The following is a 23,815-nucleotide window of genomic DNA, read 5'->3' as shown; positions in this document are numbered from 1 at the left end:
CTAGCCATAACAACATCAAAAGTAACCCATAGGTATTAATATAAGATTGACGCAAGTATACTTGCAAGTATACTTGTCCCTAGATCCGGTCAAAGGAGAATAAAATGCCACAGCTATCGCTATACATAGATCAAGAAACACTCAAAAAAATAGAATTAGCTGCAAAAAAGGAAAAGGTTTCTATATCACAATGGGTGAAAGGGAAATTACAGAGTTCCTTTGAGAAAAAATGGCCTGACAATTATTTTCAATTATATGGTTCAATCGAGGACGAATCTTTCAAAAGGCCAGATTCTTTAAGTTTTAAAAATGATAGTAAGAGAGAGACGTTTTGAATTATTTCTTGGATACCAACATTTGTATCTATTTCCTCAAAGGAAAAAACGACAAGATTGAAAATAATATAAAAAAACTAAACCCAAATAGAATTAAAATCCCTTCAATCGTAAAAGCAGAACTACTGCTCGGTGCATTAAAAAGTCAAAATCCCAAAAAAAATCAAGGAACGATATTAAACTTCCTAGATCCTTTCGAAATTATCGGTTTTAACGATATAGAGTCAGAAATCTACCCAGAAATCCGTTCCGATTTAGAATTGAAAGGATTACCAATAGGACCAAACGATCTAATTATCGCATCGATTGTCATCAGTAACAACGGAATTCTCGTCACTAATAACGAAAAAGAATTTTCAAGAATCAAATCTCTTAAATTAGAAAATTGGACTTAAAACACCAGGCATATCGAAGTATAACCAGTGCTATATTTTAATTGTCACCGAAGGATACTCTTCTAAATAACTTTCCCCGTTCACGCCGTAATAAATTACTTTTCTGTTAGTAAAATCAGCATCGTATCCTACTACACCTGCTTCCCAAGTTGCCTTTAAAAATTCCGGGAAGGTACTTTTTCCTTCTTGGTCGGCGCGGATTGCTTTAATTAAATCTTCTCTATGAAAGTTCGGAATTTCATGGACTCCTGACACAAGTGGATTTCCCTGCTGGACAACGGAGCCTTCTTTCATTATATAGAAGGCTTGGCAAGAAGGAAGATACCATCGATTCATAAGAATTCCTGCCTCTCTTAGAACTTCCGCTAAGACAGGAAAACCTCCTACTTTGGGTCGGATGGACATCGCAAATTTTTGCGCTTCTGCTAGTTTTGTTGTTAGATTGGTCATATGTGTTTCCTTATTCGATTGGGTTTAAATTGAGTTTATGAGCATTTGTTAGTTTCACGAGAGTTTTCCTTAGTTCATCTTTTTCTGATTTAGAAAGGAGCGAAAAAAATGTGGAATCGTTTTCATCTGCAATCTCTGAAAGTTTGGGGACAAGTTTTATCCCTTCTTTTGTCAGTTTGATTTCTTGGTAACGCCGATCTCCACTTGCTTCTTCGCGACTCACAAAGCCTTTGTTTAAAAGCCTATCGACGAGTTTGGATACGGCTCCCCGACTAAGACCTGTGATCTCTGCTATGATACTAGGTGAAGTGTTGGTTTCAAAAGAATATATTTCACGAAGGATCACCCATTCTGCAACGGTTACATCCAAAGCAGCAAGTTTCGAAGCAAAAGTATGCGAAACCGCATTAGAAACAACTCGTAAATGGTATCCCAAGTGAGACTTTAAGTGGCTCGGCTCTAAATATTGTTTTTTGGGCATAAACTCACTATAGTTTCCTAGGAAACGATTGTCAAGGAAATTAAATGGTTTTTAAAATCCAAAATCCTTTTTGGTGTAATAATAGTATTTCTCCCAGATATATAGTAATTAGAATTTTACCCTGAGTTGTTATCTAAAAATCCATTAGCTTTCCTCTCAGATTCAAATATAAAAATCGTTTTACAAAAGATTCAAACTAAATATTCAATTTAATTAATGTAACTTACATTTCGAACAGAAAAAGCATACTGCGAAAACCATTCGCTCAAACAAAACAAATTCAAACTAATTTTTTCTGTAAAAAAAAATTGAAATGATATTGTAATTCGGCAAAACTTGCTTTATGAATAAGTTAACAGTTGTTTATTTTGCCTGTTTTTTGTTGTTTTTTGCTTATTGTAGTAAACAGAAAAAAGAAGACCAATCACAAGAAAGGAGAAGTGAATCCTTCCTTAATTGTTATTTAGTCAAAATGCAAGAATTTACTGGTAAAACAGATACAGTTATTTTTCAAGAGTGTTTGATATGTTATGCAAAAATTTGTAATTTTCCACATCTCTTGTAGTATTACAAAACATAAAACAAAAATTGAATCTTTAATCGACATTCGATTGAGAGTATTTATCTAATTTTTTACTCTAGTTCCCCTTGTAGTCTACCTACTACGGTTTCCAAGACTTTGATCCTTGCGAAGTATTTGTCATTGGCTGGAACCAAAAACCAAGGAGCTTTGGGTGCGTCGGTTTTTTGGAACATTTGGTTCGCGGCTTCTTCATAGAGAGGCCATTTGTCACGATTACGCCAATCTTCGTCAGTGAGTTTCCAACGTTTGAGTGGGTCGTTTTTTCTGGTTTCGAATCGAAGTAATTGTTCTTCCGAATCAATGTGTAACCAAAATTTGATGACGATGGTTCCAAAACTCACAAGTTGTTCTTCGAAAAGTAAAATTTCTTCATAAGCCCGAGACCACTCCGATTCGGTAGCAAAACCTTCCACCCGTTCTACAAGAACTCGGCCATAGTAAGAACGGTCAAAAATTCCGATATGTCCTTTTTTAGGAATTCGATTCCAAAACCGCCAAAGATAATGGTGTTGGATCTCTTCTGCATTAGGTGCAGAAATATTATGAACTTCGAATAAACGTGGGTCAATTTCTTGTGTCAGCCTTCGAATGGAACCACCCTTTCCTGCTGCGTCCCAACCTTCGAACACAAAAAGTATGGGTCTGTCTTTTGCTTTCGAAAGAAATGTGAGTTCACGGATTTTGTTTTTTAAATCCTTCATCTTTGCCTGGTATTCGTCAGGTAATAGATTTTGTTTCATATCTAACTGTTGTAAATGAAGGATACGATTTTGTAATGAGTTTGATTTCATGGAATGAGCTCCATACCGTGATTGATAGATTGCAAAGCACTTCTAGAATCAAATTGTAAGATCCTTTCCAAACGTTCTAAGATTGCTTCAAATACAAGAAGTTTTGTGTCGTCTTTTTTATCGCAGGATATGATTTGCCAAGGGGAATCAATGGTTCGAGAAGAACTCAAAATAGAATCAAAAATTTCGAAGTAACGGTTGTAATGTTCTCCTTGGTCTTTGTCAAAACGAGACAGTTCCCATTCCTTTTTTTTCTTTTTGGAATCTTCTAAACGTTTTTTTTGGTCTTTTTTGGAAATATGTAAAAAGAATTTATGAACAATGATTTTGTCTTTAGAAAGAATTCTTTCTGTATTTAAAATGGATAACAATCGATGGTCGTATTCGGCTAAGTTTATCTTTTTTTCACAGCGAAGGTATGCCAAACGACTGTAGTAAGTATTGAGATAAAACAAAAACTCACCGTAACGGGGAACCACTCTCCAAAAATTCCAAAGAAAGGGATAACCTCTGTCTTCCGACTGGTCCACATAGGGAGAATAGACTTTAAACTTCCTTGGATCCAAACGGATCGTTAACGACTGTAAAATCGATCCTTTCCCTGTAGAAGCAAAACCTTCGATGAGAAAAATATGAGCTATTTTTTGTTTGGAACTTTCTCTTTGTAAAAGAAAAAATCGTTCCTGTAAATCGGTAAGGTCACTGATTGAATTGTTGGGAACTTGGTTGGTTGGATGTCTTTCTAAAACCACAAGCAAAGATTGTAATTTGGATTTGTAAAAATCCTATTCTTTTTTTTTGTCTTTTACATGGGTCGCGGAAAACCTGGGCCCGTGGCTTTTGTTATATGATCAATTCCTTTCTCTTGGTTTTCATACCTAGGGATCAAATGTACATGTAAGTGAGGAACTTTTTCTGCAATGGCAACAATGTACATTTTTTCGGGATCAAATTGTTTTAAGATCTCGGTCGCTTTGTGTAATGCCCTTCCATAATTTTCAAACTCTCCCAAGGACAATCCAAACCAAGATTCAATGTGGTTCCGATGTTCCATGTACAAATACCCTTCTAGGTTTTGGTCTGCTTTTCTGAGGATCCAATCTTCGTTTTGGAATAGAATTTGGGATTTATTTTTGTGGGCATCGCAGATAGGACAGTTCATCATTCTTCCCAACTTGGCCGATAGGTAAAGAGATGAGAATCTATTTTTTAATCCTGCTATTCATAGCAACGTTTGGTCCAATGCCTACCTTTGCCGAAACACAAGGGGATTCTCAAGAACCATTGACTGAATTCATTTACTCGCTCTCAGAAGTCGTTTTTTCCAATCCTTTTCGCAAAGAGGAAACAGAAATTCACAAACGAATTTTAGAAGCCAATGCTTCAGAAGTGAGAGACCTTCGCATTCAATTGAAAAACCTACTTCGCTCTGAGTCCATCAAGGGAAGCGATGCCAAGGAAAAAAATAAAAAATTCCAATCGCTAGTGGCTTCCTTCGAAGAACTTCCAAGTTTGGGTGGTTTTTTATGGAAAGAAGATTCTGGCACTATTTACCAATGGGGAGACTGGTCCGATTTTTATGAGGACGGGTTTAGCAAAGACAAACTTAGACTCGAGGGACAAATTCCTTCCTTTGCCTATGAGGGCGGAACCATTTATTTTTTTGTCAGAAACCCGCCAGGCTCCCTTCCCGCTGAATTTGGATTTTTGGGTTGGGAATCACATTTTTATGCTTTTGGTGATGAAGGTTCCTTACGGTATACAAATGATTTTCACCTAGATCCTTCCGAACGTCTTGGTGATTTTCGAAAAGCATTTGATTCCATTCGCAAAAAATTCCCAGGTTCCCAAATCATTTCGGCGAACGACCTAACCATCTTTATTGTTCCCGGTGAACCAAAACCCATCTACTATGTATTTTTATTCCTTCGGTTGTTCCTGATTGGTTGGACCATCTTACTTTCTCTCTACATCATTCGGATGAGCCTTTCCCATCCAAAAAATCATTTGCCCGAACACAGGCCCCCCCTATCCTGACATTACATACCATCACCATGCCCTGGTAGTTCAACGGATAGAACATCGGTCTTCGGAACCGACAGTGGGGGTTCGATTCCCTCCTGGGGCACCAGTCCAATCATTACAACAAAATCCATCTAACAAAACAAAGCTGGGAATCTAACAGTTTTGTGATCAGAAATGAGAACGACCCATAGGGAGTGATTATTTCTGTCCAGTAGCCAAGATAGCGAAGGGAGAGCAAAACCAGGCGTAGCCGTGCCTCGAAGCGTTGACAACACAGGAGGTGTTGACAGCGGAGAGGGCGATTCCCGAAAAGAAAACATGACTAACAACTTCACCAACGTTTGGCGATCATTTTCCTCTTATTAATCAAAAAAGATTACTATAGAATTTAACATTCCTCACCAAAACTTTCACAACTTCGTAATTAAATAAGTATACATAAATATTTTAATATTCTCTACCTCCCACAAAAATAAAGGCAATATCACTAGAAAGTGGACCGCAAAATAACGATAACAAAAAGAAAGTATTTACTGGCGAAACTACCAAATGACTTATCGCAAAAAATTTAGACCTGATATGATCATAAACCAAATCAACCTATGTAATTCCTATTTTTGTTAGTAGTATCTAAAGGCCAATAACATGTTCGTTATTTTTGAAACCACAATCATCAGAGGAATATAAATTCACAGGACTACTTTGAACTTATTTTTCCTTAAAATCAAATCCAGAAAAAAAACGGAATATAATTATAGACTTTCCCATTTTACATTTACGATGTTTAGAACCCAACTTACCTAACGTGTTTTACAATTTTACAATCATACTAAAATTGGATTCCTCTCTAAAGAATAACAAATTTTTAGAAAAATAAAATAACTCCATTAAAGGTAACTCCAACATTTTCATTGCTTTAAATTGTTAGAAATACTGACTCAAGAGTCATCTAAACATTTTCTGATTTACGTTCTCAACAGAATTGAAAATTTGTATTAAAAATGGTTTCAAATATTCCTGTCAATTATGCACAAATGGTTTTGGATAATTCAACCGATGCCATTGTACTGATGGGAACTGATTATTGCGTTCTTGCCTACAACCAAAACCTGGAACTGACGATCCAAGCCTATTCTGGAAAGATTCTAAAAACTGGGGACGATTATCGTAACTTTGTGACTGCTGCCGACAAAGAAGCGTTTTTCGATCTCTTTCAAACGGCGACTGGAGGAGATAGTGTTACTATTGAAAGACTCGCAAGACTCAATGATATCTCCATCTGGTATGAATACAAAATGACTCCTACCTATGATAAGGAAAAAAAACTTTTAGGAGTTTGTCTCCGTGCAAAGAACATTGATGCAAAAAAGAAAATGGAAATTGCACTTTCCGAAAGTGAACAGAAGTTTCGAAATTTAATTGAATCCGCACCAAATGCGATTCTTATAGTTAACTCTAAAGGAAAAATCATTCACTGCAATTTAGAAACGGAAAATACATTTGGTTTTCCGAGAGAAGAACTCATCAATCAATCTGTAGAACTACTTGTGCCCTTTCATCATAGAGGTGGACACGACCGTATGATCGAAGGATATTTCCAAGCACCCAGACCCATGCGCATCGGAAAAGACCAAGTCACCACAGCAGTAAAAAAAGATGGGACAGAAATTTTAGTGGAAGTAAGTTTGAATGGATTTGTTGTCAATCAAACGAGTTATGTTTCGGCGATTATCGTAGATATCACAGAAAAAGTCTTAGCCGATCAAAAAATCAAAAATCAGATTCGCGAATTAAAGGAAATTGCAAGAATCCAATCACACGAAATCAGAAGTCCACTTTCCAATATCCTTGGTCTTGTGAATTTATTGGAATCAGGTATGCCTGAAGAAACCAGCCGAGAAATTTATTCACACTTAAAAAAATCTGCTACAGATCTCGATACTTTGGTTTGTGATATTGTAAAAAGAACTGCGATTAGTCTTTCTAAATAAAAGTTTCACTTATATTTACTCGCAAAACTGTATACTTTCAATTTTTTGAACTGTATACTTACTAGAATTGGTTTCTCTGATAGAATCAGTTCATGAAACAAAGCATATTTATCGTTGATGCTTTTACGAATTCCTTGTTTTCAGGAAATCCGGCAGCAGTTCTTGTTCTTACCGATTGGCCAGATGACATCTGGATGCAAAACATCGCAAAAGAAAATAACCTCTCAGAAACTTCCTTCGTTGTAAAAGAAGGAAATGATTATCGAATTCGTTGGTTCACACCTTTTGTAGAAGTCGATCTTTGTGGACATGCAACTTTGGCAGCCGCTTTTGTATTAAAGAATTATTATGCAGAAAATAGAAACGAATTTCAGTTTGTTTCTAAATCTGGATCTCTACCCATCACTATCGATGAACATTTGATATATCTCAATTTTCCCACGTATCCAATTTTCCAGAAATCAAAAACAATCGATTCAAAAGTTTTGACTTCTATATTGGGAAGGGAGCCAATCGAAATTTGGCAAGGAAAAGATACAATCTTTGTCTTCGATGAAAAGAAAGATTTAGAAATATTGTCCCCGGATTTCCAAAATCTAGGCAAACTACCAACAAACAGAGGTTTTATTGCACTCTGGATTAAAGATTCAGAATCCCAGTCAGAAATTGTAGACTATGAATTTCGATTTTTTGGTCCAGGACTCGGAATCCCAGAAGATCCAGCCACTGGATCGGCCCATTGTAGCCTAGCTCCCTTTGTGGCAAAGAGGCTAAAGAAAAACAAATTTAGGTCTTTACAGAAATCAAGCAGAGGAGCAGATTTTTTTATCGAATTACAAATCGATCGTGTGTCCATTGGAGGATCTGCAGTTTTGTATCTTCGCGGTGAAATCTAATTATTAAATTTGAAAAAAACTAACGTCACGTTTTAAGTTGTTCGCTTGCTCAGAGAGAGCACCACAAAGTTTGTCAATTTCTCCTACAAATTGATTAAGGTATTCGGTTCCTTCGGAAATGGTAGCAATACTATGAGACAACTCAAAAGAAGTCCGAGCTTGTTCTTCTGTATTTTGTTCGATCTCTAAAGCAGAACGAGTTAAATTTCCAAAACCTTCTTTAACATCTTTAGCAATAAGCACCTGTTTTTTGGTCATGTCAGATGAATCTTTGATTAGTTGGACAGTCGTTTCGACAGCACTCCCGATCTGCGAAAATGTTTTTTCGGTATTGGAAACAGCTAACCTTCCTAACTTAGATGCTTCGTAGGCTTTTTCCACTGCTTCTAAAATACGTTTTGTATTTTGTAGTGTTTGTTCGCCGAGCTTAGAAATTTCGCTAGCAACCACTGCAAATCCACGCCCAGCCTCCCCTGCACGAGCAGCTTCAATAGAGGCATTGAGAGACAATAAGCCAATTTTATCTGATATTTCGCCAATCACTTGGATCACATCAGCAGTATGTTCCACACTTGTTTCAATTTCTTCCATAGCAGATAAGGTGGAATGTAATGCATTTTGGCCAGAATGAATTTCTTCTACCATTTTTTTTGTTTCTGTTTCTGTACGTTCCATTGTCGAGTGAACACTGACCAACTCTGATTCCATTTCGATTAATGATTGAAGTGAAGCATGTGTGATTTCATTTTGTTTTTTTGCACTTGATGCAGTGGAACGAATACTCGCAGACATTTCCTCAATTCCAGCTGACATCTGTTCAGTGGATGAAGCCTGCTCCATCATCGCCTGCGAAAGTCCTTGGGTTTGAGATGCAATTACTTTCGATTCCTTACTAACTCGTTCCGCTTCCGCAATAACACCGGCTGTAATTTTTCGTATGCTTTCAATAAAAGAATTGAGAGATAAGGTTCCTAAACCAAGTTCATCAGTGGAGATCATTGCAACCGTATTACGAAGGTCACCTGAAGCGAGGCCTTCATACCGTTTTACCATTTGGTCTGTGTTTGACTTCAAGGCTCGAACAAACAAAGAAGTTAATACATAAATAGCAATACAAATAAATAACGCAAGAAGTCCAATGGTGATTCCAGCATTTTGTAATCGGATGACACCTGTAACTTGAGTCCCAAGTAAGTATCCAAGAGTTGTCATACTCATACTAAAAACGGCAAACATAGTAAAAAATACTCTTGGAAAAATTCCAATACGAGGGATATCAGTCATTGGCAAACTGAGCTCCCTTAGCAAGGGCTGAGACAATACTGGCGCCAACTTTAATTCAGTCATAAAAAAATGAGAAACACCTAATACTGGATAAATGATCACTGGCAAAACTGCATAAGGAATTAGCTCAACAAAAGTTGGTGTAAAAAAAAGAAATGTGATAATGGCAGCAAAAGGAATTCCAAGTGACCATTGGACAAGAAAGTATCCCGAGTTATTTCTTGGAAATTTTAGGAGTTGAATTTTGATATTCTGTTTTTCTTCGTTTGTTTTTTTTAAAAAATAATCAGGAGAGGTTTGGGAGATCAGGCTCCTCAAACGAAAAAACCGAATCGTTGGAACAATATAAGAAACAGTTAGAGAAATGGTGGCTCCGAGGACAACATAGATCGCCTTTTCAAAGTTATACTCACCACCAGAAACTATAAACAAAACAGCAATTGGAACTGCCAAAATTGAAGTTAATAATTCCAACCCCAATGTCAAATTCCAACAAATCGAGGTGATTTCCCTTTTTTCCATTTTGTTTTTTCCTTTTCAAATCTAGTTCTTTTCTTTTGTATTTTTTTATATTAGAGAAGTAAAAATTCATACTTACTTTGAAGTTCTTGTAAATACGCCATCCCAATTCTCTGGAGGTGGGTTCTTAAACAATGTCTTACAACGATCAATGAGAAGTTGGCTTGGAACATCTTTCATTCCATAAATTTCGGATACTTTTTCAAAAGATTCTATCGCCTTTTCCCAATTTCGATTTAGGTAAAACTGAAAACCAATGTCGTACATTTTTTCTGCGTCTAGAATCTGTGACGAAAGATCTGAAAGAAAACATACTAAACTATATATTTTTACTGGTGCCTCTTTTCCTTTTACACGAATCCAATCTAAAAATCGGAAATGGTAGTCTTGTTGACAAATAGATTCGATACTTTCAGAAACTAAAATGGAAACTCCATAATCTTTCGCAGCCGCTTCTAATCTAGCACTAAGGTTTACAGTATCACCCATCATTGTATAGGAAGCCAAACTATCTGTTCCCATAAAACCAACCTTAGCTGGTCCACAGTTAAGACCTATCCGGAAATTCATATTCCTTGCCGTTTCCGTATAATCCATTTTTTCTTTCCAGACTGATCTGAGTATTTCCAATTCAGAAACCATCTCCAATGCCGTTTTGCAGGCAAGCCTAGGATGTTCTTTGTTTTGAATGGGAGCACCAAAGATTCCAACGATGGCATCACCAATATATTTATCTAACGTACCAGAATTGGACTTAAGAATTTTTGTCATTGCAGATAGATATTCGTTCAGTAATCTTGCAAGGTCACTAGCACTCAATTCTTCACTAATTGAAGAAAATCCAGCTACATCGGAAAAAAATGCAGTAATTTCCCATTCTCCTCCTTTTTTTAAAGAATCCATATCTTCCAATGCTTCACTGACAACACTTGGATCGACTAGATTGCGAAGAATACTATTGAACTTTCTTTTTTCTTTTCCTTCTGTATAAGTCAAATAAGCAAAACCTAACAAATACGATACGGGGAATGCAAAAACAAATGAAGAAGTTGGTAAAACCAAATCCAAACGATATAAAAAAAAGAATAAACCAATAAAAACTGAAACGGCTAAAATAGGATATATGTTTTTTAACAAATGCCATTGATTGATAAAAAGGACAAAAACTCCAACCACAAGAATAAACAACGTAAACCCAATTCCAAAAATTTCTGGAAGTTCACGTAACATATGTCCTTCGATTAAATTGGATGCAAATACTGCCTGCCCAATCACACCAGGAAAAAGACCATGCGGTGTGACAACGTCATCATGAGTGGAAGCAGCGGAGGTTCCAATTAACACAATTTTGTTGTCAAACACAGTCGGTGGTACTAATAGTTTTTCTGGATCTTCTACTTCACTAGTATTTAGTTCGTTTAATGATTCAATGATTCCTGCAGCTGAGTAACGAGGAATATTTCGAAGTTCCTCTTCTGTATAAAAATAAGCACGTACTAAACCATCTTTTCCTAAAGGAATTTCTCGTTTTGTTTCACCTTTTTGGATTGTGAGTTTACCATTTTCCCAATTTGAAAGATAGGATTCGCCAGCAACAAACGCTTGCAAAGCGAGAGTAGGAAAATGGTAATTTTTCCACCGAATAAAAGGTGTAAACCTGCGTAGAATTCCATCACTGTCAGGGATCACATTCACAACATGGATCATAGGTGAAGTTTCCCCAACTTGCCCAATGGGAAAAGATGCATTTTCATAACGAGGAAAAGGAATCTCTTCCGGTAGAGTGACATTGAACTTTTGGATCAATATCTCTTCCCCTAACCTTGGAATCACAATTCCTCCATCTCGAAAATTGGCAGCGTGCGAAATCTCTCCTAAGTTTTGATTGGCAGCAACCAAAGCGTCATCGTAGTCTGATCTCTCTGTGAACATGATATCGATGATAGTCACTTTGGGTGGTGTGATCAGTTTGGTGTAACCAATCAATGTTGGATATATGTTGCGTTTCCAAGGCCATTGTCCAAGCTCCGGATGGTCTGCATACTTGGCTATACTTTGTTCATCGATATCAATAATGACAATGTCTTTAGAAATACTATGATGCGAAGGTAATAAGTGAAAAAAAGAATCAGATAATTTTCTGTTTAAAGTTTGCGAAAAACCAAATAACGACAATAATGCGACAAGGCCTGCTGGTACAATGACCATCAAAAAAAATGGTAAAAGAAAATTCTTTTGTTTCATGGTTTTAGTTTGGATTTAAAATCATTCCAACGATCTTTCGGAACAGGTTCATTTTCGATTCCCGCAATAGATTCATAAAATATGAGTTTTGCAATTCGAATTGTTGTATCAGGATGCGTTTTTTTGAACGATTCAGTACCTTCCGATCTGGACAATGTGTTCAGGTAATTCGATAGTCCCAAGGGTGAATATCCAGATTGACTTGTCAGTCCCACAGCCGCTTCATCGGCTTCCAATTCCAATTTCATATCCCTTCCTGTTTCGAAAAATTGTTTTTCTATCTCATCCAAAACTTGGCCTGTTGCAACATTCACAACCTCACCACCAGGAGGAGATAAAAGTCCAGAAAGGATATCAAAAAACACATTGGATTGTTTAAATTCTCCATTATGAAAGAGTACAATGTGTCCCATTTCATGGCCAATGATACCAGCAAGTTCCGATTCCGATTGGATTTTCTTTAAACTGGCTGTGGTGATCAAAACAAATCCACCGGGACAAGCATATGCATTGATTTGCGAGGATTCAATCACTCCGACTCGAAAACTCAAATCCTTTCGAGAAGAAACCGCAGCAAGCCTTGCGGCAATTCCCGTAAGGTATCCCGTTAATTCAGGATCTCGCACCAAAGGAAATTTTTTAAGTAATCGTGCGGCAAGGGACCTTCCCAATTTTACTTCTGCCCTTGTTTCCTTAGGCACTTCTAATTCTGAACTATAAAACCATTGTTCCCACAATGGTTTATTCTCAACTTTTGATTCGGTGAGAGAGGATTGTGCTATTGGGGATTCAAAAGGAACGGATTCAAGCCATCGTAAGGATTCAAAATCATATTGATCCCCTTCCCCACGAACTCTCATCTTTTGTGTTTCAGAAAGTCCTCTTGCTGCCGCTGTCTTTGTAAAGTCAGAAGCTCTTTGCCTAGCCACTACAGCTTCCGATGAATTGGATGTGATTCCCAATTTGATCTGGTTACCGGGAGGGAGTGGGGAAACAAATAATTTCGATACCCAACCTAATTGATCGCGGGTCCGAACCTGGACAAAAAGTCCTTGTTCACTGATAGGAGATAGTACTTCTCCCATTGCCAATGCTGAACCATCTGCACTGAGTTTGGGTTGGGAAAGAAGTTTCGCCTTTGTGCTTTGTACGTATACATTGCCTTTGGCCAGAAGTGATTGTGCTAAAAAAAGTAACAAAACGGTTTGAGATAGTGCTCTCATTCAAGAAATTATGATTTTGATTGAATCGTTGGAAACTCTTTTTTTATTAGAAGACTTTAGAATTGACATTTCCTTTCCTACTCATGAAATGAATGCGTAATGAATCATCTATTTCTATTATTTTTTCTTCTATTCTTTACTTTGGTAGGTTGCAAAAAAGAAAAAGATGAAAGTAACTCCTTAGAAGCTTTGGTGTCTCGCTTTCTAGTTAGAAACTTACTGAATTCCAATATCAACTCAGAACTTCCTTCGAATTTAAGTGTCGCAGTTCCGAGATCCATTCGCAAACCTTCTACTGGACTTGGCGCATCCGTTCGAAAAGTACCAAAATCAATTCGTTTGATGCCAACATCTAAAGGCATTGCGCAAGACACATTTGATGCTGGATTCACTGGACAAGCGTTTCTTACTGAAGGCACATCCATTGTTTCAGAAATTTTGCGAGACTCCAAACGAGATTTAGTTCTTATCAGCGGAGCTTATGCCACAGCGAAAGCAAATCCTGGGACCTGTGTTCCTGGTGGGGCATCTACAGTTAGAATTACACAATCCATGGAAGATGAATTTTTATCTGGAATCGAACGTTTGGGGCTTAGTGCTGATGAAGCACGCGGAGAGCTTGTTAGTCTACAAAACGAAGGGATACTTCCTTTTATAGGACAAGCTGTACCAAGTCCTGCAATGGTTTACAGAAAACTATCGAATAACGAATATGATATGGAAGTAGAGTATTCGTTTGCAGATTCCATTGGAACCCCGCAACCTTGCCCTGCAAACAATCGTTTTCAAAAAAGTATAAAATTTAAATCTGATAAAACAAAAATCTTTAGTTCGATTACTCGTTCTTTAAAAATATTTGGAATTTCTTTAAGTGTGGAGGCATCCATTACTTATATCACTTTAGAAGGAAAAAAAGACAAAGCCATCTTAAATATCAAACAAGTCACAAGTGGTTCAGGCAGTACAGACAAATCCACTACTAGATTTACTTTTGAAGAATGTGACAACGACACAAATGCCAATGCTAACAACTGCGTAACCTTGAGTTATAGCAATGTTTATGATACAAACTCCGGCGATAAAATTACAACCACGGTCAAAGGAAAAACCAACGACTACGGTGGGTATGTGACAACGGAATACATAGACAACGCAAATCAGGAAGAATATTATTTAGAAGAAACTTATGATGCCAATGGTGATACTGCATATTTTGCAGTAGATTATTATGATATTATTACTCCTGCAAACAATGATTATGAAGAATTAGGTTACTTTGACAACGACCTCTATGGACAATTTTACGAAACAGGTGCAAACGCATACCAATTTGAATGGGATGCTTATATCGATTTTGTGATATCACTTCCAGGCGGAAATATCGGTATCGATGCTGGATTTACAGAATATGATGCTTATGTCGTTATGCCAAATGGTGTAAATCCAAACACATTTCCAGATGAATACATTGGATGGGGCGAATTTTTTAATAACGTAAATAGTGGTGGGCCCGTTTATTATGTAGATTTTTATGGAACCGCCGATCAAATTCCATCTGCCAAAGTTTGGCGCTATTATATTGATTCCAACGGGAACGAACAATATACTTTACTCGCAAACACAGTTGTACAAATTTAAAATTTTCAAATTGAAACTAAACATGTCAAAAAACAAACTAATTAAAAATTTCGTATTCCTTCTTTTCATTTTATTTTTATACCCAAATATTGTTTTGGGTTCAGAACCTTTCCATAATATACAAGGATTCTACGGAGAACGAGCCGCAGGACTCGGTGGTGCCTTTACTGCTATTGCCGATGACCCTTCTGGTGCTTATTACAATCCTGCAGGACTTGGGTTTACTTATAACGATGGAATTTCTATTTCTGCCAGCAATTTTAAGGATGTAAAAAGAAGTTATATCAACATTGATACACCTGGACAAGTTTACAACCAAACGCACCAAGGGTTTGATCCTAACTTTATAGGTTTATTAAAAAACTTTGATCGTTGGAAGTTTGCATTTTCAATTGTCAATACCTACAATTACTCTTATAACCGAGTGGACCAAGTCAACTACCCACTAGTTTCTCCCTCCATCAACTCAACAAGAAATTACTCAAAAGAAAAATACAACCAACTCCTCGTGGGACCAAGTGCCGCCTATTTACTTTCCGACAAACTGTCAATTGGTGCTACTCTCTATTATATGAATGATACAAAAGAAGTATCAAGGACTCAGTTCCAACAATTCTCTGATCTAAGTTATGTAATGCGATCTTATGTTGACAATCGTAGAACTTCAGGCATTATGCCAGTTCTCGGAATCCAATACCAACCAATCCAAAAGGTATCCTTAGGGATGAGCTATCGGCGAATCTTTGTTATGGGAGGGAACCGACTTTATAACGAAGTGTATGCAGACTCAACTAGGAGACCAGGCTCCTCTGCCATTGATTTTATAGAAGGAACAGGAGATGGAGCATCATCCATTGAATCGGGTGTCCTTACACAAAAACCAAAACTCACAACATCAATTCCACAAACTTCTGAATTAAGATTTGGAGTCGCCTTTTTTCCAACTTCTCGATTTTTGGCATCCTTTGACATGATCTATACCACTGGATACAAATCCAGAAGGAACCAAGATGAAATTTCGGCGTTCGGACGTAGGGTTACATACACAATTAATGACACTGAAGTTCGAGAATTAACAAGAGCCTCCACTACAAACTTTGCTGCCGGGATGGAATACTATGTTGCAGACACCTTCTCCGTATTAGCTGGAATCTATACAAACGAACCAAATACAAAACCAATTTCCTGGACTGAATCAGCCGTTGATTTATACCTCCAGAACACATACGGCAACCAAGTACAAATGAATTCAGGTGATGCCAGTGTCATTTATAAAGTAGCAAGATCTGGAACAAATCCAAGAAATGAATATTCTAGAAACAAAGGTTTAAGTTTAGGATTTTCTTGGGTCACTTCAAAATCATCAGTCTCTGTTACTTATATTCGAGAAGTTGGATATGGAAATTCCCGTATTGATCCGAATTCCTTATCGCAATCATTTGAATACAGTGCTCACTCAGTTTATATTATGGTTAGTTCAAAAAATTAACTTATATTTTACTTGTCCTCAAATCTCCATATCCTATCTTTTTGTAGATGGGATTGGAACTTACAGACCAAAGACTGATCAATACCATTTTAGAGCAGTCGGTAAATGCAATTGTAATTTCTGATTTAGAAGGAAACATTCAATTTGTAAACCAGGCTTTCCTTACCCTCTGGGGCTATGAACATACTGATGAAATCCTCGGGAAAAACACTCTCAGATTTACCGATGACAAAGAAAAAACAAAACTCATCTTATCAGAAATTCTATCCAAATCTCAATGGACTGGAGAATTACGTGCAAAAAGGAAAGACGGTTCTTCTTTTGACATCGCAGTATCAGCTTATAGCTCCAAAGACAAGGATGGAAAAATCACGCATCTACTTGCAAGTTTTTCAGACTTAACAAAAACTAAAGAATTAGAGCGATACACAAAAGAGAGAGAAATATATTTTTCACAAATTTTAGATTCAATCACAGATTTAGTTTTCTGTAAGGATAAAAATTTTAGAATTACCTATGTAAACAAAGCATGTGCCGATTTTTACGGCCTCACCAAACAAAACTTAACGGGAATCCAAGGTGTACCTTACAACGAAGAAAAATACACAAAGGCATATCATTTAGAAGACAAAAAGGTCTTTGAAACTGGAGAAACTAGTTACGTAAGGAGAGAACCAAATCTTGGACCAAACGGTACTACAAGAATTTTGGAAACAGTTAAAAATCCAATTCACGATGCAAAGGGAAATATAAAAGAAATTGTAGGTGTTTCTCGAGATATTACAGAAACCCTAGTTTTAGAAGATCGACTGCGAATGGTCACTGAACTTACTTCGGATTATATTTATAGCGCTAAAATCATTAATGGTGAAGTCATAGCGGAATGGAGTTCCAAAGAACTAACTACAACTTCAGGATATTCCATTGAAGAAATTACAAAGTTAGGTGGTTGGTTCAACGTCATCCTCAAAGAAGATCTAACTAATCTCGCAGAACGTATGACAAAAATTTTAAAGGGAGAAACGGGAGTTGTTGAATACCGAATTCGAACTAAATCTGGAAAAATCAAATGGTTACGTGACTACACTCGCCCTATTCAAGATTCAAATGGAAAAATAATATCAATCATAGGAGCAGCAAAAGACATCACATCTGAAAAAGAAACAGAATTAAAATACCTTGTTAGTAGCCAACGATACCAAGCGGCAATGAAATCTGCCTTGGAAGCAATTTACTTTTTGGAAACATTAAAAAACAAAGAGGGAGAAATTATCGATTTTATCATCTCCGATTTAAATGAAAAGGCAGTAGAACAACTAGGTATGAAAAAAGAAGAACTACTTGGGAAGGGGATCTGCCAATTATTTCCTGTGAACAGAGAAAATGGATTTTTTGAAAACTACAAAAATGTAGTCTTAAATAAAATTCCCTTAGAAGAAGAGTTTCAAATTCCAGGCAATTATGTTGCTCCCGGATATTATTTCCACCAAGTCATCCCCACTAACGATGGTCTCGTGATACAAACACGAGATATCTCAGATCGAAAGCGCATGGAAGAACTTCTGCTCCGTACAAACCGACTCGCTAAAGTGGGTAGTTTTGATTATGATTTAGCCAACAAACAAATCACTCTTTCAAAAGTAGCAACAGAAATTTTAGTACAAACCTCCAAACATGTGAATGGAGTCGATTTAAGTTTTTTTGGAACCAAAGAATTTACCCAAATATTAAAACAAAAAGAAACTCATTGTATGGCTACAAAAGACACATTTGATCTAGAATGTTTAGTGCAGGCAGGAACTGGAAATGAATTTTGGATTCGCATCATTGCCACGCCGAAATTTATTGAAAACACTTGTATTGGATTTTATGGAGCAATTCAAAATATCCAGGATCAAAAAATGGTCAAAGATTCCTTACTTGAAAAAGAAAATCTTTTATTAACAAAAAACAGAGAACTTGAATCCTTAGTTCAAATTACTAAAAAACAAAACGAACGTCTAAGAGAATATACATACATTACATCGCATAACTTACGGGCACCGATTGCGAATCTAATCAGTCTGACGGAAATGTTAAAGGAAAATCCCTCCAATCCTGAATTACTAGGATTTATCGAATCATCTTCTTATCAGTTGGACCAGATTATTATTAATCTCAATGAACTTTTAAAAATAGAAAGAGATACCAAAGAACTTCCAAAGTCAAAAATTTTAATCAAAGAAAGTATCGATGCACAAATTTCAATTCTAAAAAACGGTTCGAATAGAGAGATAGAGTTCACGAACCTACTTCCCGAAGGAATGAAACTTCTCGGATTCCAAGCTTATTTTGATAGCATCGTAAACAATATCCTAACCAATGCGATCAAATACTCAAACCCAAACCAAGTATGCAAAATTGATGTCTCATATGAAGATACAAAAAATTTTTTAAAAATAGCCATCACTGACAACGGTCCTGGGATTGATACAAATCGTCATGGCCAGAAATTATTCAAAATGAACTTTCGATTGCGACAAGACATAGAAGGGAAAGGAATGGGATTATTCCTCTGCAAACACCAAATTGAAGCGATGAACGGAGCCATTGAAGTAAAAAGTCAAATTGGCAAAGGTTCTACCTTCTATTTAAGTTTTCCGAAAGGATTGGATTAACCTATTTTTGTTTCGAAAAAAAATCTTTGGCATCTTCATAACCTTGATTTAATAACAGTTCTGCTTGGTCTTTTTTAAAATTTAAAATGCTACCTAAACCTAACATTTGCTTTGGTGCGATTACTGAAATGTTTGCATTTTTATAATCTGTTCTAAGTCCGAATAAAAAGTTTTCAATCGGAGTGAGGCCTTTCATAACTGTCTTTCTATATTCCAATCCTTGTTCTACACTTCTATAGGAACCAAGTAAATATAACTCAAACAACCTTTCTAGGGCCTCATCTTTTGTTTTCGGAGCATCCATCACTCGCATACCACCAACCGGAGAAAGTAACACGACTACAATTTCAGATGCTTCATTTGTGAGTGCCGGAAGAATCGGAGTATTTGCCATCACTCCCCCATCCCAATACGGTTCACCATCAATGATTTGCCAAGGGAAAATCATTGGGATGGCAGACGATGCAAGTATATGTTCAATTTGTAAGTTAGGATTTTCAAAAAATTTTAATTCCGAACTCAGAATGTTTACTGCAGAAATGATTACTTTTGTTTTAGATTCATTCAGTTTCGTGAAATCCAAATTTTCATGAATGAATTTTTTAAGAGGATAAGTTTCGACCAGTGGGTAATATTTTTTTCGAAAGAGTCCTTTTAACATATTCCAAATCGAATATCGCATTATATTTTTCTGATTGAGTCTAAGCCATAACTCAGACAATCGACTGGAATTCATTCCCGAACCAATGGCACAAGCATTAATGGCACCTACAGAAGTTCCACAAATGATATCCGGTTTCCAATGGATTTCTTCTAAATATCGCAAAACACCTGCTTGGTACGCACCTCTCGCACCTCCCCCAGACAATACGAGTGCTTTCTTTTTTCCCATCCTATTTTCCTACCGTAAAAATATCTCGACCAGTCACGTATCTCTCCTTCCACCATTTTTCATTTAAGGATTGGATCACAACTCCACGACTCGTCGAAGCGTGAATGAAATTTCCATTTTCTAAAACCATCCCAACATGTGTGATTTTACTTGTGTTCGGTGAAGCAGAGAAAAATACTAAATTACCAATTTGTTGTTTATCCCTAACAACGGACTTTCCAATCTGTGCTTGGTCTCTTGCAGACCTTGGAATCATTCGGTCATTCATTCCGATTTTGGGATCTGTGAGAATTGATTTTGTCAGTCCTGAACAATCCACACCCCTTCGTGAAAATCCACCATAAAGATAAGGAGTTCCTATCCATTGGCGACCCACTGGATCAACTAACTTCCGTTTATCTTTTTCGCTGCTACTGACAATTTCCGGACTGGAAATTTGTTCTTCTAAAAAAATTAGATTGGGATCCAGTTTTGGTCTTTCTTTGCTCACCCATTCCCCTTGTTCATTCCAGATAATTTCTGTTCGCCTTTCAGAAGTTTGAAATTTTTCCTTTTCAGTCTTTTTGGAACTCAATTGAATTGAATCGGTTTGAATCATCTCCCAATGTTTTTCCTCAATTTTTCCCGCGGAGGCCAAATACCAATCTTTGAAAAACTTTGTCTTTTTCTCATCACTGAGTGTTTCAAATTGTTTTGGAAGAAGGGATTCCAAAGTTTTAAGTGTGAGTATAGAATTGGGTTCTTTTTTTTGAGATAAGACAACCAACCTACCTGCCACAAGGACCGAAGCACCACTCCATTGTTTGGCTTTCGCAACCCGTAAAAGATCCAAAACGGTTTCTTCTGAAACTTTCGAAAGGTTCATTTCCTTAAAAAATTTACCTAAATACGGAATGTCTTTTTTGTTTGGTTTGGCTGTGATGAAATAGGGAATCAACTCTTCTGTCTCTTCCCAATTGAATCCATAATCTTTTAAGATCACAAACCGTTCCACTTCTTCTGCAAATTCAGTTGGAGGCATTGACTCAAACACAGCCCAAACTCGTAAAGATTTTACAATCTCTTTGATGGAAGGTTCATTGGCACGATCTCCCAAACGTTTTCGAATTTCACTACGAATGAGAAGTGATTCCTGTTTATTGTAAACTGATTCCACTAACGAATCTAGATTTTGTGCAAAAAGAAAATCCAAGGATCCAAAAGTGAAACAACCAAAAATCAAAAAAATATGTAAGTAACGATACAAAGACATACTTTTTATGATAACTGATCGAATCTAATGTAAAGTAGGATTTAGAAATTTCTCTTTATTACGAATGATTTTATCAATCGATGAAACATATCCCAGTTCAATAAGACGTTCATAGGCAAACCAATCCAAAAGCCCAAAATTATTCGTAGGAATTTGTAAAAACAAATCTGATATTTTTTCTGTTTGGCGGATCCGATCCCTACTAGAAGCAAGAATGGAACGAATGATAATGTCTCCAATGGGAGGAAACTTTGGCCTTAGAATTTCGTTAAAGTTAATTAAGTTTGTAATTTGTGTCAGTGGATTTGCCATCACACCTGGATTTGATTTATCAAAATAAGAGGATAATTCCCGGTCTTGGTCAGGATAAATATCTCCAAAAACATCTACAGAAATGATTTTGCCGGCACCTTGTTCCTTCAAAGCAATTCCAGGAACATTGTCAAGAACACCTCCATCTACAAACACAACTCCTTCATCCACAAATGGAGGAACCACACCTGGAATGGATGTACTGGCTCGAATTGCTTTCCACAAATCTCCTTTATCAAACACATGAATTTCAGAGTGAGACAAATCGGTAGCAACCGCAAAATAAGGAATCCATAAATCTTCGATTTGGATCGTTCCAAAAAATTGTCGGATGGCTTCAGTATATTTTTTTCCGGTGGTAAGAGATAAAACGGGAACGGTATACTCGTTTAACAAGTCTTTGGAGATCCAAAAGGCTTTTGCTTTTTCTTGACTTCCTTGACTCGATTCTCCCATTGCAATGAGAGCAGAAAAAATAGAACCCGCACTGGTTCCAGAAACCATATCAATGGGAATTTGATTTTCCTCTATCGCATGCAAAACACCTAGATGCGAAAATCCTTTTGCACCACCACCACCCAGTGCTAAACCTATCGATTTTCCGAGTAATCCCCTTCCCAATCTTTCCCAAGTATCCAACCGATCAAAATGAACATGAAAATGGCGACTATACTTTCTTTTTTGCAAATGTTTGATCGTACCAGGAAGTACATTTACAACATCTGGTTGGAGAAGGACTAATACTTGGTTTCTCTCTTTGATTTCTTTTTGATTCAATAAGGATTCTAACTGGATACAATTAGGATCTGCTGTGGCTTCTTTGATCAATATAATTGAATCTGACTGCCTAAGTGCTCTCTCCGACCAAGTGGTGAATTCTTTTTTGTCTTCTAATAGATAAAAAACAAAATCATATTCAGCTTCCATTTGAGAAAAAAAACGGATGATCCATGGTTCTCTATCTTTTTCAGCTAACGACTGCAACTCGCTTGTTCGATCTAAAAAAACGGATTCATCCACAACACAAAACGAACCATACCTAAGGAAAATAAGTCCTAGTTTATGAATGATTTCATCTAAAGATGTTTTTGGGAGGGATGTCAAAATAGAAAAGGTCCGGGGAAGCGGAAAAAATTCTTTGTTTTCTTTTTTGGCATTTGCCAACCTTTCGGCGATGATTTTGGTGATCTGTAACAAACTTTCAGGGTATTTAATCAAAATGGACAAAGCCACGTTTCGTGGTACCCGAATTAGTTCCGAATCCCGAATTGCCTTTACAGTAGCCGAACGTTTTTCACCTGTGAATAAGCTGAGCTCTCCAATGATATCAAGTCGTTTGAACTCACCTACATCCCGAATGGATCCATCTGCCCCTCGTTTTTCATAACGAAGTTTTCCTGCGGCTAAAATGTATAAATCATTTCCTTCTGAGTTCTCTTCAAATAAAACCTCACCTCCCACTAAAAACTCTCGAACGGTATTTTCCTTCATTTCCCGAAGAACCGTATGTGGTAAATTTTTAAATAGGTCTGCTAAAGTCAGATACTGAGCCAGACTCGGATTTTTAGACAACCGGATTCGTTTCACCTCATTTGTTTTACTAGATAGAGATAAAAATTCAACCTCCTTTTCTTTTTTAAATTCAAATCGAATTAAGGGAAAAACTCTTAGCAGAGATGTATGATTGTAAGGAAACAAACCAAAAGAGTTGTCGCCAAAGAGATGGTTTCCTAGAATTTGGAAGCGGAACCAAAACGATGATTGCAAGTTTACGTGGGAAATTAATTCAATTAGAAATGGATCACCTGGTCTTAGATGTAGCGGGTGTCGGATACGAAGTTCATATTCCCTTTCCTTTACACTTAGAATGTAAGGACAAAATGAAAGAAGAGATTTTTTTACATATCTTTCATTCCATCACTGACAGAGGGGAACGACTGTTTGGATTTTCCACGAGGAAAGATCGTGAACTTTTTCAACTCATCAAATCCCTTCATGGAATTGGAGAACTTACTGCCTTAAAAATTTTATCTTTTTTTCAAGCAGACGATTTGTATAAAATCGCAAAAGAAGATGATCGAAAAACTTTGGAAAAAATTCCCAAAGTGAAAGGTAAAACTTCTGAAAAAATTCTTTTTGAAATCAAACAAAACTTAAAAAAACTAGAAATCTTTTTAAATGATGAATCCACAAAAACAGATTCCGAAGATAGAGAAACTGATTTGGCAACACTTGCCCTCATCCAACTTGGTTTTGACGAAAAAACTGCCACAAAACAAGTATCAGATGCAAAAAAAATAAACCCACTAGCAACCGCTTCTGAAATCGTCAAACAGGTGATTACAGGAAATCGTTAAA

The 23,815-nt window shown here is 36.8% G+C and carries 20 protein-coding genes and 1 tRNA gene; 10 read left to right on the top strand and 11 right to left on the bottom strand.

Annotated elements, in window-relative coordinates:
• Positions 1-104: 104 nt before the first annotated feature.
• Both CH364_RS18795 and vapC read left to right on the top strand, forming a co-directional pair.
• Positions 105-335 carry a toxin-antitoxin system, antitoxin component gene (locus CH364_RS18795; RefSeq protein WP_100742746.1) on the top strand — a complete coding sequence of 77 codons (231 nt, stop codon included), beginning with the start codon at positions 105-107 and terminating at the stop codon, positions 333-335.
• Positions 332-730, top strand: coding sequence for a type II toxin-antitoxin system tRNA(fMet)-specific endonuclease VapC (gene vapC / locus CH364_RS06455; RefSeq protein WP_100742745.1), 399 nt, complete (start codon positions 332-334; stop codon positions 728-730). The genes CH364_RS18795 and vapC overlap by 4 nt, the downstream gene beginning before the upstream one ends.
• 30 nt (positions 731-760) lie before the next feature.
• Here vapC and CH364_RS06450 read toward each other — a convergent pair whose 3' ends face one another.
• From CH364_RS06450 to CH364_RS06425, 5 genes are all read right to left on the bottom strand, one after another.
• Entirely contained in the window at positions 761-1,180 is a 420-nt protein-coding gene (locus CH364_RS06450) for a DUF1398 domain-containing protein (RefSeq protein WP_100742744.1), read from the bottom strand.
• A 10-nt stretch (positions 1,181-1,190) separates the two neighbouring features.
• Positions 1,191-1,661, bottom strand: coding sequence for a MarR family winged helix-turn-helix transcriptional regulator (locus CH364_RS06445; protein ID WP_100742743.1), 471 nt, complete (start codon positions 1,659-1,661; stop codon positions 1,191-1,193).
• Between the two features lie 633 nt (positions 1,662-2,294).
• On the bottom strand, positions 2,295-3,035 hold the full coding sequence (locus CH364_RS06435) for a UDP-galactose-lipid carrier transferase (protein WP_100742741.1): 741 nt from the start codon (positions 3,033-3,035) through the stop codon (positions 2,295-2,297).
• On the bottom strand, positions 3,032-3,793 hold the full coding sequence (locus tag CH364_RS06430) for a polyphosphate kinase 2 family protein (RefSeq protein WP_100742740.1): 762 nt from the start codon (positions 3,791-3,793) through the stop codon (positions 3,032-3,034). Before CH364_RS06430 ends, CH364_RS06435 begins: the two co-directional genes overlap by 4 nt.
• Before the next feature lie 47 nt (positions 3,794-3,840).
• Entirely contained in the window at positions 3,841-4,197 is a 357-nt protein-coding gene (locus CH364_RS06425; RefSeq protein WP_100742739.1) for an HIT family protein, read from the bottom strand.
• A 32-nt stretch (positions 4,198-4,229) separates the two neighbouring features.
• Between CH364_RS06425 and CH364_RS06420 the strand changes: the two genes are divergently transcribed.
• The 4 genes from CH364_RS06420 to CH364_RS06405 all read left to right on the top strand — a co-directional run bounded on the left by CH364_RS06420 (position 4,230) and on the right by CH364_RS06405 (position 7,947).
• On the top strand, positions 4,230-5,072 hold the full coding sequence (locus tag CH364_RS06420) for a hypothetical protein (RefSeq protein ID WP_100742738.1): 843 nt from the start codon (positions 4,230-4,232) through the stop codon (positions 5,070-5,072).
• Between the two features lie 19 nt (positions 5,073-5,091).
• Positions 5,092-5,166: transfer RNA gene (locus CH364_RS06415), tRNA-Arg, on the top strand.
• Between the two features lie 895 nt (positions 5,167-6,061).
• Entirely contained in the window at positions 6,062-7,051 is a 990-nt protein-coding gene (locus CH364_RS06410; RefSeq protein ID WP_100742737.1) for a PAS domain-containing protein, read from the top strand.
• 92 nt (positions 7,052-7,143) lie between these two features.
• Positions 7,144-7,947: a PhzF family phenazine biosynthesis protein gene (locus tag CH364_RS06405; RefSeq protein WP_100742736.1), complete on the top strand. Its 804-nt coding sequence runs from the start codon at positions 7,144-7,146 to the stop codon at positions 7,945-7,947.
• A gap of 3 nt (positions 7,948-7,950) precedes the next feature.
• On the opposite strand, the gene CH364_RS06400 is transcribed toward CH364_RS06405, so the two are convergent.
• The 3 genes from CH364_RS06400 to CH364_RS06390 all read right to left on the bottom strand — a co-directional run bounded on the left by CH364_RS06400 (position 7,951) and on the right by CH364_RS06390 (position 13,217).
• On the bottom strand, positions 7,951-9,753 hold the full coding sequence (locus CH364_RS06400) for a methyl-accepting chemotaxis protein (RefSeq protein ID WP_100742735.1): 1,803 nt from the start codon (positions 9,751-9,753) through the stop codon (positions 7,951-7,953).
• A gap of 72 nt (positions 9,754-9,825) precedes the next feature.
• Positions 9,826-11,994, bottom strand: coding sequence for a CHASE2 domain-containing protein (locus CH364_RS06395; protein ID WP_100742734.1), 2,169 nt, complete (start codon positions 11,992-11,994; stop codon positions 9,826-9,828).
• Positions 11,991-13,217 (bottom strand): M48 family metalloprotease, encoded by a 1,227-nt coding sequence (locus tag CH364_RS06390; RefSeq protein ID WP_100742733.1) that lies wholly within the window; start codon positions 13,215-13,217, stop codon positions 11,991-11,993. The genes CH364_RS06395 and CH364_RS06390 overlap by 4 nt, the downstream gene beginning before the upstream one ends.
• Positions 13,218-13,316: 99 nt before the next feature.
• Here CH364_RS06390 and CH364_RS06385 point away from each other — a divergent pair, with 99 nt between their 5' ends.
• The 3 genes from CH364_RS06385 to CH364_RS06375 are packed head-to-tail and all read left to right on the top strand — an operon-like array spanning position 13,317 to position 19,001.
• Positions 13,317-14,855, top strand: a complete 1,539-nt coding sequence (locus CH364_RS06385) for a hypothetical protein (protein WP_100742732.1) — start codon at positions 13,317-13,319, stop codon at positions 14,853-14,855.
• Between the two features lie 22 nt (positions 14,856-14,877).
• A complete protein-coding gene (locus tag CH364_RS06380) occupies positions 14,878-16,344 on the top strand; it encodes an OmpP1/FadL family transporter (RefSeq protein WP_100743448.1) in 1,467 nt (488 codons plus the stop codon).
• A gap of 47 nt (positions 16,345-16,391) precedes the next feature.
• Positions 16,392-19,001, top strand: coding sequence for a PAS domain-containing sensor histidine kinase (locus tag CH364_RS06375; RefSeq protein ID WP_100742731.1), 2,610 nt, complete (start codon positions 16,392-16,394; stop codon positions 18,999-19,001).
• Position 19,002: 1 nt separating this feature from the next.
• Here CH364_RS06375 and CH364_RS06370 read toward each other — a convergent pair whose 3' ends face one another.
• The 3 genes from CH364_RS06370 to CH364_RS06360 are packed head-to-tail and all read right to left on the bottom strand — an operon-like array spanning position 19,003 to position 23,044.
• Positions 19,003-19,893 carry a patatin-like phospholipase family protein gene (locus CH364_RS06370; protein ID WP_100742730.1) on the bottom strand — a complete coding sequence of 297 codons (891 nt, stop codon included), beginning with the start codon at positions 19,891-19,893 and terminating at the stop codon, positions 19,003-19,005.
• A 1-nt stretch (position 19,894) separates the two neighbouring features.
• Positions 19,895-21,145 carry a C40 family peptidase gene (locus CH364_RS06365; protein WP_100742729.1) on the bottom strand — a complete coding sequence of 417 codons (1,251 nt, stop codon included), beginning with the start codon at positions 21,143-21,145 and terminating at the stop codon, positions 19,895-19,897.
• Positions 21,146-21,169: 24 nt separating this feature from the next.
• Positions 21,170-23,044, bottom strand: a complete 1,875-nt coding sequence (locus tag CH364_RS06360; protein WP_100743447.1) for a patatin-like phospholipase family protein — start codon at positions 23,042-23,044, stop codon at positions 21,170-21,172.
• A gap of 170 nt (positions 23,045-23,214) precedes the next feature.
• On the opposite strand from CH364_RS06360, the gene ruvA reads away from it, so the two are divergent.
• On the top strand, positions 23,215-23,814 hold the full coding sequence (ruvA, locus tag CH364_RS06355; protein ID WP_100742728.1) for a Holliday junction branch migration protein RuvA: 600 nt from the start codon (positions 23,215-23,217) through the stop codon (positions 23,812-23,814).
• Position 23,815 lies beyond the last annotated feature (1 nt).

The organism is Leptospira harrisiae, from assembly GCF_002811945.1.
GTDB lineage: Bacteria > Spirochaetota > Leptospiria > Leptospirales > Leptospiraceae > Leptospira_A > Leptospira_A harrisiae.
This window is presented reverse-complemented; position numbering and strand designations above follow the sequence as displayed.